This window comes from Sphingomonas donggukensis, from assembly GCF_023674425.1.
GTDB lineage: Bacteria > Pseudomonadota > Alphaproteobacteria > Sphingomonadales > Sphingomonadaceae > Sphingomonas > Sphingomonas donggukensis.
Map to the genome: position 1 here is coordinate 1215805 of NZ_CP098401.1, position 17119 is coordinate 1232923.

General features: G+C 68.0%; 22 protein-coding genes and 1 other RNA gene. 11 read left to right on the top strand and 12 right to left on the bottom strand.

Features of this window, described 5'->3' with window-relative positions; translation table 11 throughout:
- Nucleotide 1 precedes the first annotated feature (1 nt).
- Together M9980_RS05895 and pspF are read right to left on the bottom strand one after the other, a co-directional pair.
- Complete coding sequence (locus tag M9980_RS05895) at nt 2–613, bottom strand: superoxide dismutase (RefSeq protein ID WP_250754394.1); 612 nt, start codon at nt 611–613, stop codon at nt 2–4.
- Nucleotides 614–712: 99 nt separating this feature from the next.
- Nucleotides 713–1729, bottom strand: a complete 1017-nt coding sequence (gene pspF, locus M9980_RS05900; RefSeq protein WP_250754396.1) for a phage shock protein operon transcriptional activator — start codon at nt 1727–1729, stop codon at nt 713–715.
- Nucleotides 1730–1944: 215 nt separating this feature from the next.
- On the opposite strand from pspF, the gene pspA reads away from it, so the two are divergent.
- From pspA to M9980_RS05945, 9 genes are all read left to right on the top strand, one after another.
- Complete coding sequence (pspA, locus tag M9980_RS05905) at nt 1945–2610, top strand: phage shock protein PspA (RefSeq protein WP_250754398.1); 666 nt, start codon at nt 1945–1947, stop codon at nt 2608–2610.
- A 4-nt stretch (nt 2611–2614) separates the two neighbouring features.
- Nucleotides 2615–2896 (top strand): envelope stress response membrane protein PspB, encoded by a 282-nt coding sequence (gene pspB, locus M9980_RS05910; RefSeq protein WP_250754400.1) that lies wholly within the window; start codon nt 2615–2617, stop codon nt 2894–2896.
- 1 nt (nt 2897) lies between these two features.
- Nucleotides 2898–3275, top strand: coding sequence for an envelope stress response membrane protein PspC (gene pspC / locus M9980_RS05915; RefSeq protein WP_250754402.1), 378 nt, complete (start codon nt 2898–2900; stop codon nt 3273–3275).
- A gap of 31 nt (nt 3276–3306) precedes the next feature.
- Nucleotides 3307–3597 carry a Ctf8 family protein gene (locus M9980_RS05920; protein ID WP_250754403.1) on the top strand — a complete coding sequence of 97 codons (291 nt, stop codon included), beginning with the start codon at nt 3307–3309 and terminating at the stop codon, nt 3595–3597.
- Between the two features lie 23 nt (nt 3598–3620).
- Entirely contained in the window at nt 3621–3941 is a 321-nt protein-coding gene (locus M9980_RS05925) for a hypothetical protein (RefSeq protein ID WP_250754405.1), read from the top strand.
- Nucleotides 3942–3955: 14 nt separating this feature from the next.
- The gene (locus M9980_RS05930) at nt 3956–4237 is read left to right on the top strand and encodes a hypothetical protein (protein ID WP_250754407.1); all 282 of its coding nucleotides are present in this window, start codon (nt 3956–3958) and stop codon (nt 4235–4237) included.
- Between the two features lie 211 nt (nt 4238–4448).
- A complete protein-coding gene (locus M9980_RS05935; protein WP_250754408.1) occupies nt 4449–4724 on the top strand; it encodes a hypothetical protein in 276 nt (91 codons plus the stop codon).
- A gap of 18 nt (nt 4725–4742) precedes the next feature.
- Nucleotides 4743–4985 carry a hypothetical protein gene (locus tag M9980_RS05940; protein WP_250754410.1) on the top strand — a complete coding sequence of 81 codons (243 nt, stop codon included), beginning with the start codon at nt 4743–4745 and terminating at the stop codon, nt 4983–4985.
- A 47-nt stretch (nt 4986–5032) separates the two neighbouring features.
- Entirely contained in the window at nt 5033–5440 is a 408-nt protein-coding gene (locus M9980_RS05945; protein ID WP_250754411.1) for a SufE family protein, read from the top strand.
- Between the two features lie 100 nt (nt 5441–5540).
- Here M9980_RS05945 and M9980_RS05950 read toward each other — a convergent pair whose 3' ends face one another.
- Nucleotides 5541–5864 (bottom strand): (2Fe-2S) ferredoxin domain-containing protein, encoded by a 324-nt coding sequence (locus M9980_RS05950; protein ID WP_250754412.1) that lies wholly within the window; start codon nt 5862–5864, stop codon nt 5541–5543.
- Entirely contained in the window at nt 5861–6397 is a 537-nt protein-coding gene (locus tag M9980_RS05955) for a J domain-containing protein (protein ID WP_250754413.1), read from the bottom strand. Before M9980_RS05955 ends, M9980_RS05950 begins: the two co-directional genes overlap by 4 nt.
- Before the next feature lie 152 nt (nt 6398–6549).
- On the opposite strand from M9980_RS05955, the gene M9980_RS05960 reads away from it, so the two are divergent.
- Together M9980_RS05960 and M9980_RS05965 are read left to right on the top strand one after the other, a co-directional pair.
- Nucleotides 6550–8130, top strand: coding sequence for a SulP family inorganic anion transporter (locus M9980_RS05960; RefSeq protein ID WP_250754414.1), 1581 nt, complete (start codon nt 6550–6552; stop codon nt 8128–8130).
- Nucleotides 8127–8765, top strand: a complete 639-nt coding sequence (locus M9980_RS05965) for a carbonic anhydrase (protein ID WP_250754415.1) — start codon at nt 8127–8129, stop codon at nt 8763–8765. The genes M9980_RS05960 and M9980_RS05965 overlap by 4 nt, the downstream gene beginning before the upstream one ends.
- A 7-nt stretch (nt 8766–8772) precedes the next feature.
- On the opposite strand, the gene M9980_RS05970 is transcribed toward M9980_RS05965, so the two are convergent.
- From M9980_RS05970 to M9980_RS06005, 8 genes are all read right to left on the bottom strand, one after another.
- Nucleotides 8773–10764: an energy transducer TonB gene (locus M9980_RS05970; protein ID WP_250754416.1), complete on the bottom strand. Its 1992-nt coding sequence runs from the start codon at nt 10762–10764 to the stop codon at nt 8773–8775.
- A 53-nt stretch (nt 10765–10817) separates the two neighbouring features.
- Nucleotides 10818–11221, bottom strand: an RNA gene (gene rnpB, locus M9980_RS05975) — RNase P RNA component class A.
- A 10-nt stretch (nt 11222–11231) separates the two neighbouring features.
- A complete protein-coding gene (locus M9980_RS05980; RefSeq protein WP_250754417.1) occupies nt 11232–11921 on the bottom strand; it encodes an N-acetylmuramoyl-L-alanine amidase in 690 nt (229 codons plus the stop codon).
- A gap of 38 nt (nt 11922–11959) precedes the next feature.
- Entirely contained in the window at nt 11960–12796 is an 837-nt protein-coding gene (locus M9980_RS05985; protein ID WP_422921390.1) for a CheR family methyltransferase, read from the bottom strand.
- The gene (locus M9980_RS05990; protein WP_250754418.1) at nt 12793–13893 is read right to left on the bottom strand and encodes a chemotaxis protein CheB; all 1101 of its coding nucleotides are present in this window, start codon (nt 13891–13893) and stop codon (nt 12793–12795) included. The genes M9980_RS05985 and M9980_RS05990 overlap by 4 nt, the downstream gene beginning before the upstream one ends.
- Nucleotides 13894–13901: 8 nt before the next feature.
- Nucleotides 13902–14267 carry a response regulator gene (locus M9980_RS05995; protein WP_250754420.1) on the bottom strand — a complete coding sequence of 122 codons (366 nt, stop codon included), beginning with the start codon at nt 14265–14267 and terminating at the stop codon, nt 13902–13904.
- A 79-nt stretch (nt 14268–14346) separates the two neighbouring features.
- On the bottom strand, nt 14347–14775 hold the full coding sequence (locus tag M9980_RS06000) for a chemotaxis protein CheW (protein ID WP_250754790.1): 429 nt from the start codon (nt 14773–14775) through the stop codon (nt 14347–14349).
- The gene (locus M9980_RS06005) at nt 14775–17078 is read right to left on the bottom strand and encodes a chemotaxis protein CheA (RefSeq protein WP_250754421.1); all 2304 of its coding nucleotides are present in this window, start codon (nt 17076–17078) and stop codon (nt 14775–14777) included. Before M9980_RS06005 ends, M9980_RS06000 begins: the two co-directional genes overlap by 1 nt.
- Nucleotides 17079–17119 lie beyond the last annotated feature (41 nt).

The following is a 17119-nucleotide window of genomic DNA, read 5'->3' on the forward strand; positions in this document are numbered from 1 at the left end:
ATTACTTCTTCGCCGCGTCGTAGCGCTGGCCGGCGACGTCCCAGTCGACCACGTTCCACCACGCCTTCAGATAGTCGGGACGGACGTTGCGGTAGGTGATGTAATAGGCGTGTTCCCACACGTCGTTGCCCAGGATCGGCGTGCCCTTCGTCTCGGCGACGTCCATCAGCGGGTTGTCCTGGTTGGGCGTCGAGGTGATGGCTAGCTCGCCGTCCTCGCCCACGATCAGCCAGACCCAGCCCGACCCGAACTGGCCGACGCCGGCGGCGTTGAACTTTTCCTTCATGGCATCGACCGAACCGAACTTCGCGTCGATCGCGTCCTTCAGCGCGCCCGATGGCTCGGACCCGCCGCCCTTCATCGATTTCCAGAAGAAGTCGTGGTTCCAATAGCCGCCACCGTTGTTGCGCAGGATCGGCGGCTTGCCCCCGACCGACTTCAGGATGTCCTCGATCGACTTGCCCTCAAGGCCGCTGTCGGCGGCGACCGCCTCGTTCAGCTTGTCGGTATAGGCCTTGTGATGCTTGTCGTGGTGGAGCGTCATCGTCTCCTTGTCGATCGTCGGCTCCAGCGCGTCGTAGGCGTAAGGGAGCGGCGGAAGTTCGAAGGCCATGACAAATCTCCTTGTGGGAATGACGTGCGGGCAACGCAGGGCGCGGGCGTTGGCTCCCACCCTCCGGGCTCGTTACGGCAGCGATATGGAGATGCGGGGCTAGCCGAGCAACCCGTGACGACGCAGTGCGTGGCGAAGCTGGTCGTAGGTCAGACCAAGCGCGGCGGCGGCAGCGCGCTGGTTGTAGCGATGCTCGGCCATGCAGCGGCTGAGCAGCTCGCGCTCGAACCGCGCGACGCGGGCCTTGAAATCGGACGGCCCCTCCTCGCACGCGACGACCGGCTCGTCGGCGCTAAGCGGGGCGGAAGACGGGTTCTGGCGCGCCGCAACGGTGGCGCCGGGACGGTGGGGCGAGGCGAACGGATCGATCTCGATCGCATCGATCGGCCCGGCTTGCTCCCATCGATAGACCGCGCGTTCGACCACGTTCTTCAGCTCGCGGACGTTCCCCGGCCAGCCATATTCGGACAGCTGGTCGATCGCGCGCGGGCCGAAGCCCGTCCAGGTCTCGCGCCCCACCTCCGACGCCATGCGCCGCCCGAAGAAGTCGGCGAGCACGAGGATGTCTCCAGCACGCGCGCGGAGCGGCGGCAGCGTCACGACTTCGAAGCTCAGCCGGTCGAGCAGGTCGGCGCGGAACGTGCCCTTCTCCACCCGTTCGGGCAGATGCTCGTTAGTCGCCGCGACGATACGAACGTCGACGCGGATCGGACGCGACGCGCCGATGCGCGTGATCTCGCCATATTCGACGGCGCGGAGCAGGCGGTCCTGCGCCGCCATCGAGAGCGTGCCGAGTTCGTCGAGAAACAACGTGCCGCCGTCCGCCTCCTCGAACCGCCCGACACGCGACTTGGTGGCGCCGGTGAACGACCCCGCCTCGTGCCCAAACAATTCGGCCTCGATCAGCGTCTCGGGCAGCGCTGCGCAGTTCATCACGACCAGTGGCTGGTCCCACCGCGGGCTGAGGCGGTGGAGGCGTTCGGCGACGAGTTCCTTGCCGGTCCCGCGTTCGCCGATCACCAGCACCGGGCGGTCGAGCGCGGCGGCGCGACTGGCGCGTTCGAGCGCGTCGAGAAAAGCTCCGGACTGGCCGACGACCTGGGTGGCGCGCTGCATGATCCGGAGGATTGGCAAATTTCGCCAGATGTTGGCAAGCGGCAAAATCGCGCTGTCAGCAACTATCGGCCATATCGCTGATTTCAGGCGTTTTTCGAAACTGGCACGGCGCGTGCAGAGCTGTTGGCAACCGCCGATCGACCCCTTGATCGGCGCGCCGGGGTGGGGATCCCTCTCCCCGCCCCGGCAAACAGTCGAGTAGGAGTTACCGTTTCATGGGCATCTTCAGCCGCACGCGCGACATCATTGCCGCCAACGTCACCGACCTGCTCGACAAGGCGGAAGACCCGGCCAAGATGGTCCGCATGATCATCTCCGAGATGGAGGACACGCTGGTCGAGGTTCGCGCGTCGGCCGCGCGCACCATCGCCGACCAGAAGGAAATGCGCCGCCACATCATCAAGCTGGAGGGTTTGCAGTCGAGCTGGACCGAAAAGGCCGAGCTGGCGCTGTCGAAGGACCGCGAGGATCTCGCCAAGGCCGCCCTGGTCGAGCGCCAGAAGGCCGCAGACATGTGCGACCAGCTGAACGCCGAGATCGCGGTGCTCGAGGATGCGCTGCGCGCCTACGAAGTCGACATCGCCAAGCTGCAGAAGAAATTGAGCGAGGCACGCGCCCGGCAGAATTCGGTCGAGACGCGGCTGGAAAGCGCCAACAACCGCTACCGCCTGCGCGACATGTATGCCGGTGCCAAGACCGCCGACGCCTTCTCGCGCTTCGACGTGATGGAGCGCCGCGTGGACGAGGCCGAGGGCCGCGCCGACGCCGCCGGGCTGGGAGCGATCCGCACGCTGGACGACGAGATTGCCGACCTGCGCTCCAACGACCGGGTCGATGCCGACCTCGCCGCGCTCAAAGCGCGCCTGAACAAGGAGGGTTGAGACGATGGAAGGCTTTTACGTCGTTTTGATCGTCGCCACGCTGTTCGTCGGGCTGCCGTGGATGGTGTTCCATTACATCACCAAGTGGAAGCAGGCGCCGCGGATCACGGACGAGGACGAGAAGATGCTCGACGAGCTCTATCACTTCGCCCGCCGTATCGAGGACCGGGTGCAGACGATCGAACGCATCGTTGCCGCCGACAACCCCGATTTCCGCCAGCTGTCGGCGCCGACACCGCCCAGCCTGACCGAAGCCACCGATTATTCGCTTTCCCGGAGGAACTGAAATGTCCGCCAGCCGCACCAAATTCTACACCGACAAGCCCAATGGCAAATGGATGGGCGTCTGCGCCGGGATTTCCGATTACACCGGCATCGACGTCACCTTCGTCCGGGTCGCGATGGTCCTGCTGACGGTCGTCACCAACGGCGTCGCCATCATCGGCTACTTCGCCGCAGGCAAGCTCGCACCGGCCAAGCCGTACGACCTTTACGAGACCGCCGACGACCAGAAGTTCTGGCAGGGCGTGCGCACCAACACCAAGCGCACCACCGCCGAGGTCCGCAGCAAGTTCCGCGAGCTCGACCGGCGCCTGGCGGATGTCGAAACCTACTACACCAGCCGCAACACGCGCCTGGCCGACGAGATCGAGGCGCTGCGCTGAAGCGCAGGCCGGCTGATACAGGAGACGACCGATGAGCTGGGGTGGACCGGGTTTCGTGCTGGCGATCATCGCGATCAGCACGATCGGGTGGGTGCTGACGACCTGGATCAGGGCGCGGCACGGCTATCCGATCGAGAATGAATGGTCGGGCAGCGCCCACCGCGGCGATCCGGAGGGCGAGCGCAAGGTGACGCTTCTCACCAACGAGAATGCGCGGCTGACCGGACAGGTCGGGCGGCTGGAGGAACGGATCGCGGTGCTGGAACGCATCGCCACCGACCCCGCGACCCGCACCGCCCGCGATATCGACGCGCTGCGCTGAGCAGCGAACGACAGGAACAGACGATGGAAAAACTGCAGTTCATCCTCGACGCCGCCCCCCTGATCGTCACGATCGTCGGGATCGGCGTTACCGGCTGGGTCGTCACGACCTGGATGCGGATCAAGAACGGCTATCCGCTCGACGGCCAGTGGGGCCAGGCGCTCTACCCCGTCCGCAACGACGAGACGGTCGAGCGGGTGAAGCTGCTGACCCAGGAGAACGGCCAGCTCCGCGCCGAGCTGGGTGCCATCAAGGACCGGCTCGCCAACGTAGAGCGCATCGTGACCGACGGCAGCCACCGTCTCGATCGGGAGATCGAGATGCTGCGCGGCCCGGCCAACTGAAGGATTTGACGATCATGAGCCCGATGCTGGTCCCGATCCTGGGAATATCCTGCGGCCTGCTGGCGATCTTCGGCGGCGTCTTCGTGAAGCCCTGGTTCGCCTATCGTCACCGCCGCATGGAGCTGGAGGCGCAGATGGTCGCAGAAAAGGCCGCCCAATACGCCTCGCGCACCGAGCAGCTGGAACAGCGGGTTCGGGTGCTGGAGCGTATCGCCACCGATCGCGGGATCGAACTCGCCGACCAGATCGAACAACTGCGCGACGGCACCGTGGAGCCGAGCCGACCGCTGAACTGAACGAGGGGTGTGGGCGGACACTTTTCCGCCTGACCGGATAACAGGATACGAACAATGCTGGTATTTTGCATCGTCATGGCGGCGGTGGCCGGGGTCGGCTGCTTTCTGACCGAGCGGATCGACCGGCCCCGCCGCCGCGCGGCCCGAATGGCCGAGCTTCAGCCCGCCGAATAGGCGCGCCACACACAGGATTTCGAGGGGAGCAGATACGATGAGTGGTGGACAGTGGATGGTCGTGATGATCGTCCTGATCGCGAGTTTCTCAGGCATCATCAAGGCGAAGATGGGCATCGGCCGCCGTCGCGATCGCCGCGACTACGGCGTCGCCGACGATGCCGCCGCGACCGCCGAGAATTATCGCCTTAAGAGCGAGATCTCGAACCTGAAGGAGCGCATCCAGGTGCTGGAGCGCGTCGTCACCGACACCGAGGGCAGCGTGCGGCTCGATCGCGAGATCGAGAAGCTGCGCGACGCTCGCCACGACTAATGCCGGGAGTTCAGCGAAATGATCGATCCCAACCTGTACATCACCATCGCGACTGCCGGCCTCGCCGGGCTGGGCATGGTGACCGTCGCCGGCCTGTCGGGGTGGCGCGGGTGGCTGGCGCTGAAAAGCCAGGAACTGGCGCAGCACCGCGGCGAAACGCTGGATGCCCCGGCCCCCAATGCCAGCGCCCGCATCGAGATCGCCGACCTGAAGGAGCGTATCCGCAAGCTCGAAGCAATCGCGGCGGGGGTGGACCTGTAAGGGCGGCAACGCTTGTCGCCCTTCCCCGCCCCGGCTACCGCGCGGCGATGACCCGTATCGCCGACCTTGCCGAGGAATATGACTTCCTCGAACCCGACGACCGCTACCGCCTGCTGATCGACCTGGGCCGCGCGCTGGAGCCTATGCCCGACGCGCTGAAGACCGATGCAACACTGGTCAGGGGGTGCTCCGCTTCGGTCTGGGTTTACCCGACGGTTCGGGACGACGGCACGCTCCATTTCCTGGCCGACAGCAATGCCGCGATCACGAAGGGAATCATCGCGCTGGTCCTGCTGACGGTGCAGGATTCCGCGCCCGCGTCGATATCGGCGACCGATTTCGAGGCTGCGCTCGCCCCGTTCGATTTGAAGAACCAGCTGAGTTCGAACCGGACGCAAGGGATTCCGAACATGATCGCGCTGATCCGAGCGACGGCGGAGCGGTACGGATCGTGACATAGGCCGTTCGTGCTGAGCCTGTCGAAGCACGGGCCGCGAGCGTGGCGCCCTGGGCACGCACTTCGACAGGCTCAGTGCGAACGGTGAGAAGAATGCCTCAGGCGGCTTTCTGATCGCGCGCGGCAGGCGGCCTGGCCAAACCAAGCGCCAGTGCCACCCGCCCGACGCTCGTGCCCGCCGGCACCACCAGCCACTCGCCCGCCCGCGCGACCACGACCGCTTTCCTCGGGCAGACGCCCAGGCATTTCGTCTCGACGATCCCGACCCGCGCCTTGCGACCCTTGCCGAGCCGCAACGCCTTGCGGAGCAGCTTGGCGAGCGAAGTCTTGCCCTTCGGCCCGAAGCCGCCGTCCAGCTTCTTCGAACATTTCCCGCAGACCATGACCGCGTCCTGCCAGTCCGACCGCAGGTGGCGGATCACGCGGGCTTCCACTGGCGCTGGTCCTCGGCGGATTTCAGCACTTCATACGCGGCCTGCACTGCCTGGAAGCGCTTTGCCGCCTCCGCATCGCCGGGATTGACGTCGGGGTGGCTGTCCTTCGCCGCCTTGCGCCAAGCCGCGCGCACCGCCTCGAATTCGACGTCGGGGTCGAGATCGAGCACCTCGAGCGCGCGCATCTCGTCACGCGAGCGGCTGCCGTCGCCGCGACCGGCCCAGGCATTGTGTTTCGACTGCGCGAACCCGCCCGCGTCGCGGCGCTCGTCGGCTTCGCGCGCGGCGGCGTCTTCGGCGCTCAGCCCCTCGAAATAGTCCCAGCCGCGGTTGTATTCGCCGGCGTGGGCCTGACAGAAATACCAACGCTCCGGGCTGTTCGGCGATTTCGGCGCGGGGCAATTGCCCGGCTCCTCGCAACCATGACGGTCGCAGATCCGGACGCGCGCGGCCTCCCGCGCCGCACCATAATCGCGCCAGCGGGGAAAGCCCCAGTCATCCGAACGTGTCGATCGCGCCATCGCCCCGACATAGTGGGACCGCCGACCAGTGCAAGCCGAGCGGCAAGCGGCGGCGCCCGCAACACTTCCTCACACGGCCATCACACGCGGTTGCGCGTCGCGGCATAGATGCTGCGGGGAAAATTCGTCTCATTCTGTCATCAGGAGGCCATGTGCCGCCCAAAGCATCGTTTCCATCGACCCTGAAGGCGGATCTGCCCGCCTCGATCGTCGTGGCCCTCGTCGCACTGCCGCTGTGCCTGGGCGTCGCGCTCGCATCGGGGGCGCCGCTGTTCTCCGGGCTGATCGCGGGGATCGTCGGCGGTATCGTCGTCGGCGGCCTGTCGACATCGCCATTGTCGGTCAGCGGCCCGGCCGCCGGGCTGACCGTGATCGTGCTGGCTGCGATCGAGAGCCTGCCGAGCTACGAGGTCTTCTTGCTGTCGGTGGTGCTCGCTGGCGTCCTCCAGCTCGCGTTTTCGGCCACCCGCTCTGGCGTGCTGTCCGAATTCGTGCCGTCGTCGGTCATCACCGGCATGCTCGCCGCGATCGGCCTGATCCTGATTTTGAAGCAGGTGCCCCACGCCTTCGGCTACGACGGCGATTACGAGGGGACGTTCCAGTTCTGGCAGGCGGACGGCAAGAACACCTTCACCGCAATCTGGTACGCGGTTGCCGAAAGCGTGTCGGCGGGCGCGGTCATCATCGCGGTCCTCGGCCTCGCCTTCCTCTTCTGGTGGGACGCCAACAAGCCGAAGGACGGCCCGCTGCGCTACCTGCCCGGCCCGCTGGTCGTCGTGCTGCTCGGCGTCGGGCTGAACGCCGTGTTCGGGCTGGTCGCCCCCAGCCTTGCGCTCGGCCAGACGCATCTCGTCAGCGTGCCCGTCGCCGCATCGATCGGGGAATTCGCCAAGCTGTTCTCGCTTCCCGATTTCTCGGCCATCGGCAGTTCGGCGATGTGGACCGTCGCCGCCACGCTCGCCATCGTGGCCAGCCTGGAATCGCTGCTGAGCGTGAAGGCCATCGACGAGATCGATCCCCGCCGCCGCACCACCGACAAGAACTGGGAGCTGATGGCGCAGGGCGGCGGCAACATCGTGTCGGGAATGCTCGGCGGCTTGCCGGTCACCTCCGTCATCGTGCGATCGTCGGCCAACGTCGAGGCGAATGCCCAGTCCAAGGCGTCGACGATGATGCACGGCGCCTGGCTGCTGCTGAGCGTGCTGCTGATCCCGACCGTCCTGAACCTTATCCCGCTCGCCGCGCTGGCCGCGATCCTGATCGCGACCGGTTACAAGCTGACCAAGCCGCAGCTGTTCGTGAAGCGCTACGCCCAGGGGTGGACGCAGTTCGTGCCGTTCGTCGTCACGATCGGCGCGATCCTGTTCACCGACCTGCTGGTCGGCATTGTCATCGGTCTGGCCGTCGGCTTCGTGTTCGTGATCGCGCGCAATTTCCGCACCGCGATCACCTACATCCACGAAGGGCATGACGTGCTGGTCCGCGCGCGGCGCAACCTGTATTTCATCCACAAGGTGGAGTTGCAGCGCGTGCTGACGCAGATCCCCGACAATTCGAACGTCATGATCGACCTGTCATCGACCAGCTACGTCGACCTCGACAACGTCGACATCATCAACGCGTTCATCAAGGGCGCCGAGTTCCGCGACATCACCGTCGTCGTCCGCGGCGACATCAGCCAGCGCAGCGCCGCCCTGATTAACGCTCCGTCACAAGAGGTTCGCTTCGCATGAAGGACTATCGCCAACTCCTGCTCTCCAACCGCGCCTGGGCGACCGAGCTGACCGACGAGAATCCGGAGTTCTTCTCGCGCCAGGTGGCGGGACAGAAGCCCGACTTCCTGTGGATCGGCTGCTCGGACAGCCGCGTGTCGCCGGAACAGATGACGCAGACCCAGCCCGGCGGCATGTTCATCCACCGTAACGTCGCCAATCTGGTCGATCCCGACGACCTGAACCTGATGTCAGTCGTGCAATATGCGGTCGATGTGCTGGGGGTGAAGCACGTGATCGTGTGCGGCCATTACGCCTGCGGCGGGCTGATCGCCACGCTGAAGGGTGGCACGACCGGGCCGGTCGACGAATGGCTGGCCCCCGCGCGCGATGTGTACCGCGATCACGTGCACGAGATCGACGGCTGCCCCACCGAAGAGTCGCGCGTCAACCGCTTCGTGGAGGTCAACGTCTGCGATCAGCTGATCCGCCTGGCGCAGACCGACATCGTGCAGGGCGCGTTTGCCCGCGGGCAGGAATTGTTCCTGCACGGCTGGGTTTATGACCTGCGCGACGGCCTCATCAAGCCGATGATGGAGATCGACGGCAACACCGTGCTTGAGGATGTGGGCCGGCCGGAGAAGGTGCTGGTCTAGCTCCCCGTCACCCCGGCAGCCGGAACACAACGCCGCGGATGGTGCCGCCGCAGCCCAGGCCGCCATCGGGGCGATAGCTTTCCTCGAACCGCGACGCGGCGACCGTGTCGATGGCCGCCTTGCCGAACACGAACGGCGGGAAAGCCGCGACGATGCGCTGACCGGTCGTCCGGCCCTTCGCATCGATATCGAACTGCACCCTGCCCCAACCTTCGAAGCCCCAGCGCAGCGCCTCCATCGGAAACGTGTTGTTGCCCAGCGACTTGAAGGCCGGCGGCTTGTCGAGCAGCGCGCATTGATTGGCGGCCAGCCCGGTCTTCGCGAACGCCGCCTGCGCCGCCGCGGTGTCGCCCGCGGCCTGCGCGAGCGAGGCGGAGCGGACCAGTGCCGCAACCTTCAGCGGATGCGCGGCGGGGAGCGCGAGGTCGTTTGAGACCTGCGCCAGATACGCACGTATGTCGCTACGCTTGCCCGCTTTCGAATAAGGCGCGGCGTCCGACATCATCAGCGCCAGGATGCCGCGTGCTTCGGCGTCGCTGGCATAGGGCTGCGCCGCGCGCATCGCCGCGAGCCGCCCGAAATAGCTTTCGCTGCTGGTGCGATCGACCGCCGCCATCGACGCGACCTTCACCTCCGCCGCCAGCAATGCCACCGGCGGTGCCTGTGCCGCGATGAGGCTGGCGCGCAACCGCTCGGCGGCGATGGCCGATTCCTCGCGCGTGCTGGCGACGTTTTCGATGAGATCGTAGAACGTCGGCGCCAGCGACAGCGGGGCCACGCCCCCCGTCGGCGCCGACGCCATCGCCGCACGGAGCGCCGGCAGCCGCGACGCATCGCCGGTGGTGCTGCGATCGCCGAGGGCCACGCCCTTGGTGGCCAGGAACTCGCGCAGCCCGTCGCGCAGATAATCCGCACTCGCCGGACGTGCGAACGCGGTCGAGCACCGCATCTCCACCCGGACGCGAGTGCGGTAGAATGTCGGCAGGCCCTTCACCTGTTCGGGCGTCCACGACCAGCCGCGCGCGGCGCGCGCGAAGGCGATCGGCATGGCGCCGGGCCGCGATCCCCAGACGGGGGCGCTGTCGCTCACCGCGCCGTCGTCGTCCACGCTGAATTCGATGACGGCAACGTCGTCGGGCGTGATGCCGGCATCGCCCCCGCAATCGGGCGACACCAGCTGCGCGGCGGGATCGAACGCCGATTTCGACCGCCCGGCCCCGGTATAGGCGAGGTACTGGCGCGCCTCCTCGTCGCGCCCGAGCTTCAGCGCGGCCAGCGCATAGTCCCAGCGCGCGGTGACGTCGGCGACGCTGGTCTTCAGGGTCAACCCGCCGAGGCTCTTGACCGCGACGCCCGCCGCCCGCTTCGCATCGTCGTAGCGACCGAGGTTCAGATAGAGTTCGCTCAGCACGGCGCCGATCGCGCCCTTCGCATCGGCGGCGACGGTCGCGACCTGCATCATCGTTTCGATCCGGGCGGCTTCGGGCAGCACCTCTGCCGGCGTCACGAACGTGCCCGTCCGGACGATACCGACCAGCGCCGACAGCGTTTCGCCCGGCTCGCCCGACAGCGCCAGCGCCTCGCGGTAATGGGCAAGCGCGCCGGGGTAATCGAGCGCGACCCGGTCGATCAGCCCGAGCGTCATCTGCGCGTTATGTCGATCGGCGCGCAGCGTCGCGTCCGTGGTGGGCATGCCGGCGAGCCCTTCACGCGCCGCGACCGACGCCTCGTCGAGCCGGTTGAGCCGCAGCAGCGCCACCGCCTTGCGCACGCGCACGATCGCCATGCTGCGCGGCGTCTTCGCCACGCGCGGCTCGAGCGCGGTCCAGGCGGCGAGCGCCTCGGCATCCTTGCGCGCGTTGGCGAGCGCGGTCGCCGCTTCATAGGCCTGCTGGACGGTCTGGGGTGCCGCCGGCGGCGGTGTCTGGGACGCGGGCGCCACCTGCCCGCTCGCTACGCCGATCGCCGCGATCAGGATCGCGCCTGCCTCAAACCCCATTCCAACCCCCTGTTTTATTTGGGGCAGCATGGCGAACGACGAAGCGCAGGTAAAGCGTCAGAGGGTCTGTAAGCCGGGTTCTGTCCACCCCACGTTCGCGGGGATGGGCGACCATTCCTCTAGGACGGTGCTTGCGCGCCGCCTCCAGCAACCAACCCGGACGACGCGCCGGAACGAGGCGCATGTGCCGTCCCTATTCGGTCTTGCTCCCGGTGGGGTTTGCCGTGCCGCCGCTGTCACCAGCCGCGCGGTGCGCTCTTACCGCACCCTTTCACTCTCACCGACCCGAAGGTCGGCAACCTGCTCTCTGTGGCACTTTCCCTCGGGTCACCCCGGCCGGCCGTTAGCCGGCACCGTCGTTTCCGTGGAGCCCGGACTTTCCTCCCGCCTGCGCCGACGCTTCGGCGGGCAAGCCCCCGTCGCTTCATCACAGGCCGGCGGCCGCCCGACCCTCTGACACGGCCGTCCTACTCGTCGCCGGTCGGTTTGGGAAGCAGCAGCGCGAGCAGGATCATGCGGCACTCCGCGTCGATCTCGCCGTCGATCAGCTCGGGGCGGAAACGCCGCTGGAACGCCCTGATCGCCGCCATCGGATTGGTGACGTCATAGCCGAAGCGTTCGAGCGCGAGCAGGAACCCGGCCTCGGTCCAGCCCGGGTCCATCAAATTCTTGGTCGGGCGCGGCAACGCGAGGCGCAGGCGGGCGAGGCGATGCCACGGGAACAGCTCGCCGGGGTCGCGCTTGCGGGCCGGCGCGATGTCGGAATGGCCGACGACGTTGCCGCGGCTGATCCGGTGGCGATCCTTGATGTCGGACACAAGCCGCACGACCGCGTCGATCTGCGCATCGGGATAGGGCACGTAATCGAACTCGTGGCCCGGATTGACGATCTCGATCCCGATCGACGAGCTGTTGAGGTCGGTGAGGCCGCGCCAGTGCGAGCGCCCCGCGTGCCAGGCGCGCTTGTCCTCGGCCACCAGGCGGTGGATCGTGCCGTCCTCATACACCAGATAGTGCGACGACACTTTCGCGGCGGGATCGCACAGCCGGGCGAGCGCGGCGGGCGCATCCTCCATGCCGGTATAGTGGAGCACGATGGCCGATATCGGCATCAGGCGATCGTCGAAATTCGGCGAGGGGCTGTCGATGAAGTCCATCGCGGGCGAGATTGCGGCGGACGCCCGCGAAACGCAACCTAATCGCGCCGGGCAGCGAGCGTGTAGAGCCCGCGCCAGCGATCGGACGGCGCGAAGCGGTCGGTCTGGCCGATCACGGTTTCGCTCGCGCCGAGCACCAGCACGCCGCCGGGGCGCAACGCCTTGGCGAAGTTCTCGAACGTCGCGGCGCGCAGTTCCGGCGACAGGTACAGCAGGACGTTGCGGCACAGGATCATGTCGAATCCCCCCGCCGGAGCCGGATCGGTCACCAGATTCTGCTGGCGGAACTGGATGCGGCGGACGAGCTCGCGGCGCGCGGTCCAGTCCTCGCCCCCGCCCTCGAACCAGGTCATCATGCGGCGGATCGACAGGCCGCGCTGGATTTCGAACTGCGAAAATCTTGCGGTCTTCGCGCGGGCGATCGCGCCGTGCGACACGTCGGTCGCGACGATCTCGACCGAATCCTCGCCAAGGCCGCGCTCTTCGCACAGGATGGCGAGGCTCAACGGCTCCTGCCCGTTCGAACAGCCCGCGGACCAGATGCGCAGACGGCGCTGGCGCTCGGCATGCAGCGCCTGCGCCGCATCGCCGGCAAGGTCGATGACCGCGGCGTCGCGGAAGAACGAGCTTTCCTGGTTCAGCAGCGCATCGACGACCTGGTCGGACAGCTTCGCATCGCGTGCCGTCACCAGGCCGCTCACCAGATCATCGAGGGTCGTCATGCCGTGGTCCCGCAAGAGGGGTTTGAGCGTCGTTTCCAGCCGCCATGCCCGCGACGCCGCGATCTGCTGGCCGGTGCGATCCTCCAGCAGCCGCGCGATCATGCCGAGGGCGGTGGCCGAGCCGGTCGGGTGGGCGATCGGAGCCTGGATCACCGCGCCACGCCCAGCGTCGCCGCACCGGGCGCCGACCGCTGGAGCGCGATCAGCCGACCGATCGCGTCGGGGGGCAGCACCGCGGTCGCGCCGCCGCTGTTGGCGACGGCGCCGGGCATCCCCCAGACCACCGAGGTCCGTCGGTCCTGCACCACCACCGATGCGCCGGCGGCGGTCAGGGCGCGGGCGCCGATCGCGCCGTCGCGGCCCATGCCGCTCAGCACGACGCCCAGGCCGCGCTTCCCGTACACCTCGGCCAGCGAGGCGAACATCGGATCGACCGAGGGCAGGCACCCGCTGGCGCTCGCTTCGCTGGTCAGGCGGATCGAGGCGCCGTCGTCCATCTTCGCCAGCCGCATATGGGCGTGGCCGGGCGCGATCACGATCCGGCCCGGACGGACGCGCATATGGTTTTCGGCGACGTCGCACGGCCGCCCGGCGAGCAGCGCGAGCTGCGCAGCGAAATAGGGCATGAACGACGCCGGCAGATGCTGGGTCACCAGGATCGGCACGTCGAAGGTCGCGGGCAGTGCGCGCAGCAGCGCACTGAGGGCGTGGATGCCGCCGGTCGAGGCGCCGATCGCGACGATGTCGAACGGCGGCAACGGCGGATGCGCATGCTCGGCACGGGGCGGCGCTGCCGGCAGCGGATCGGGGTTCGCATCGACCAGCCGCTCGAGCCGCTCGATCAGCACGTCGGAGAAACGTCGTCCCCCGGCGCCGAGGCCGGGCTTCACCAGCGTGTCGGCGGCCCCCAGCGCGAGTGCCTGCAGCGTCGCGACCGCGCCTTCGCCGGCGGCGGCGGACACCACGAACACTTTCGCACCCTGCCCCGCCGCGATCAGGTCGGGCAGGCCGGTCAGGCCGTCGGTGCCGGGCAATTCGAGGTCGAGCAGAACGATTTCCACCCGGTGCCGGTCGAGGAAGTCGAGCGCGGCGGCCACCGTGCCCACGGCTCCCGCCACCACGAAGCGCGCGGTCGCGTCGATGATCCGCCCGAATGCCGCCCGCGCGACGATCGAATCGTCGACGATCAGCACGCTGGCGATCGACGGCGCGGGCTCCGCCTCGATCCGATTATGGGTGGCGAGCGTCACGGGAACGCTCAGGCCATGCCGACGATCTGGAGTTTGCTCTCTAGCGTTTCGCGATCGAACGGCTTCATGACATATTCGTCGGCGCCCGCCTCGATCGCGGCGCGGATATAGGCCATGCCGTTCTCGGTCGTGCAGAACACGACCTTCGGCTTCGATCCGATGTCGGTGTCGCGCAGCGCGCGCAGGAAATCCATGCCGCTCATCACCGGCATGTTCCAGTCGAGCAGGATCACGTCGGGCGGCGTCGCCATGCAGGCATCGAGCGCCTCACGACCGTCACCGGCCTCGCGCACCTCGAAATCGAGGGTTTCGAGGATGTGACGGGCGACCTTGCGGATCACCTTGGAATCGTCGACGACGAGGCAGGTCTTCATGTGTTCGCACTTCCCGTTGCAGGCGTTGCCGTCCCTTCATGGGCGCACAAGCGTAAGCGTCGCGTTAATCGAAACGATTTCATGCCGCCGCCGCCAGCCCGCGCGGGATCAGCGCGTTGAGGTCGACGACCAGCACCGGCTCGCCGTCGCGCTCGATCAGGCCGAGCGCGACCCGGCGCCAAGCCGGCGACAGGCCGATGCCGCCCGCCAGCGGCTGGCGCACGAACGGCGCGATATCGTCGAGGGCATCGACCAGCATCGCGTAATGATGCCCCTCGTCATGGACGATGATGGCGCGGCCCGAGGCGCTGCGCCCCTCCAGCCCCAGTGCGGCGCGGGTATCGACGACGGTCACCACCCGGCTGCGCAGCGCGGCGAGACCGCGGACCTGGTCGGGCGCGCGCGGCACGGCGGTGACCTCGCCGATATCGACCACCGATTCGACCTGCGCAGAGGCGATGGCGACGGTGCGACCGGCGACGTGGGCGATCAGGTAGAGGTCTTCCATCATGCGGCGGTTCCAGAGACCCGGGCCGCCACCGCGGCGAGGATGGCATTGCGGTCGTAGCGGTAGATTCCGCCGATACCGCCCGGTGCGTGGGCCAGGCGAATGACGGCGCCCCCGCCCTCCCCGCCCGCATCGCCGGGCTCGTCCAGTCGCAGCACCGCCGCGGGCGCATCGCCGCGGCCCAGCGTCGCCGTCACGCGGTATCCGGCCTGTTCCAGCATCGGGCGGACGAAATGCGTCAACCAGGCGGCATCGCCCTCGATCAGGCAGAGCGGACGTTCGTCGGCGGTGCCGGCGGACGCGGCGTGGGTGGCGAACAGCCAGTGCGGGTCGAGCAGCTCGACCGGCTGGTCGTCGATCAGCACCACGCCCGAAACCAGGCCGACGCCGACCGAGGACACCGCATCGGCGGGCAGGGTCACGATATCCAGCGGCTCGGCGATGGCGTAGGCGAGTTCGCTCGCCCCGTCCTTCAGCCGCAGGATGCCGACGGTGCCGTGTCCGGCGGGATCGACGACCGCGGCGATCGGAATGATGTGGCCGTCGACGGTCAGGCGCAGGCGCCCGGCGGCATGCGAAATGGCATCGGGCGCGGCGCTTTCCACGCGGTCGACGATGGCCAGCGCGATGGCGCGCACCCGATCGTCGAGGTCGCGGAACATCAGCGCCGATACGGTCGGATCGGCGATCTTTTCGCTGTCGTCCTCGAACGCGGCGACCCGCTCGAACTGGAGCCCGGCGTCGTTTGCGAACCCGGCGCAGTCGAGCAGCAGCATCGGGCGCCCGGTGTCGGGCAGGGTCTGGCCCGCGAACAGGCCGCACGCCATCACCGCGGGCGCGGCGGGCTTTACCACCAGCTCCTCGGCGTCCAGCACCGCGTCGACCGCGACGGCATAGCTGCCGACGCCGATCCCCACGATCACCAGCATCCGCGGCTGCGCGGACGCCGGTGCGGCGAGCCGTAGTCGTCCCGCGAGATCGACCAGCGGCAGGCGGCGATCGCGGACGGTCACCACCTGGCTGTCGCCGATCTGGTCGATGCGGATCGCCTCGCCATGTTCGCTCACGATCTCCTCGATCGCCTGGCGGGGGATAGCGAACCGCTGGTCGCCCGCGCCGACGACGATCGTCGGGATGATCGACAGCGTCAGCGGCACGTGGATGGCGATGCGCAGGCCGTGGCCGACGACGCTGTCCAGTTCGATCCGCCCGCCGATCTGTTCGATCGCGGTGCGCACGATGTCCATGCCGACGCCGCGCCCTGACACGTCGGAGACGATATCCTTGCTCGACAGGCCCGGCTCGAACACCAGCTCGCGCTTGGCCTTGGCGCTCAGCGCGCGCAGTTCGCGCTCGTCGCGGGCGCCGTTCGCGACCAGCTTCGCGATCAGGCGGTCGGTGTCGATCCCCTGCCCGTCGTCGGCGATCTCGATCACGATCTGGTTGCCCGACTGGCGCGCGCTGACGGTCAGGCGCCCGTTCTCGCGCTTGCCGGCGGCTCGGCGGATCGCGGGCGGCTCGATACCGTGGTCGATCGAATTGCGGATGATATGGACCAGCGGGTCGCGCATCACCTCGATCATCTCGCGGTCGAGCTCGACGTCGGCGCCCTCGATGTGCAGCGTCACCGACTTGCCGAGGCTGGCGGCGGTGTCGCGCACCATCCGCGGCAGGGCCGAGAACAGCGCGTCCACGGTCTGCATCCGGGTCCGGGTGACGGTATCACGCATGTCGGCGACGGTCGCCGACAGCCGCTCCAGCGCCGCCTCCAGCGCCGGATCGGGATCCTCGTCGCGCACGCGCCGGGCGAGTTCGTTGCGGGCGAGCACCATGTCCGACATGCCCGACATCATCCGGTCGAGCAGGTCGACGTTCAGGCGGACGCTGCGCGCCGGCGCGCGCGGCCCCGTCGGCGCAGTGGCGACAATCGCCTCCTGCCCCTCGGCCAGCGCGGCGATCAGCATGTCCTCGCCACTGTCGTCCAGCGCGACTTCGGCATCGATAGCCTCGGCCAGCTCGCCGATGCGGTCGACGATCGCCAGGACGGCGTTGACGAGTGCGCGGTCGGGCGTGCGGGTGCCGTCGCGCACCGCGGCCAACACGTCCTCCGCAGCATGGCTCAGCCGCGCGAGCCGCGGCAGGTCGAGGAAGCCGCAGCTGCCCTTGACGGTATGGACGAAGCGGAAGATCGCATCGAGCCGCGCGCGATCGGCCGGATCAGCCTCCCACGCGACGATCTCACCCGAGAGAGCCTCGAGCGTCTCGCGCGTTTCGGCAATGAATTCCTGAAGAAGCTCGTCCATCGGTCCCCGCCGCACTGACGGACGATCCTTGGACGATGCTG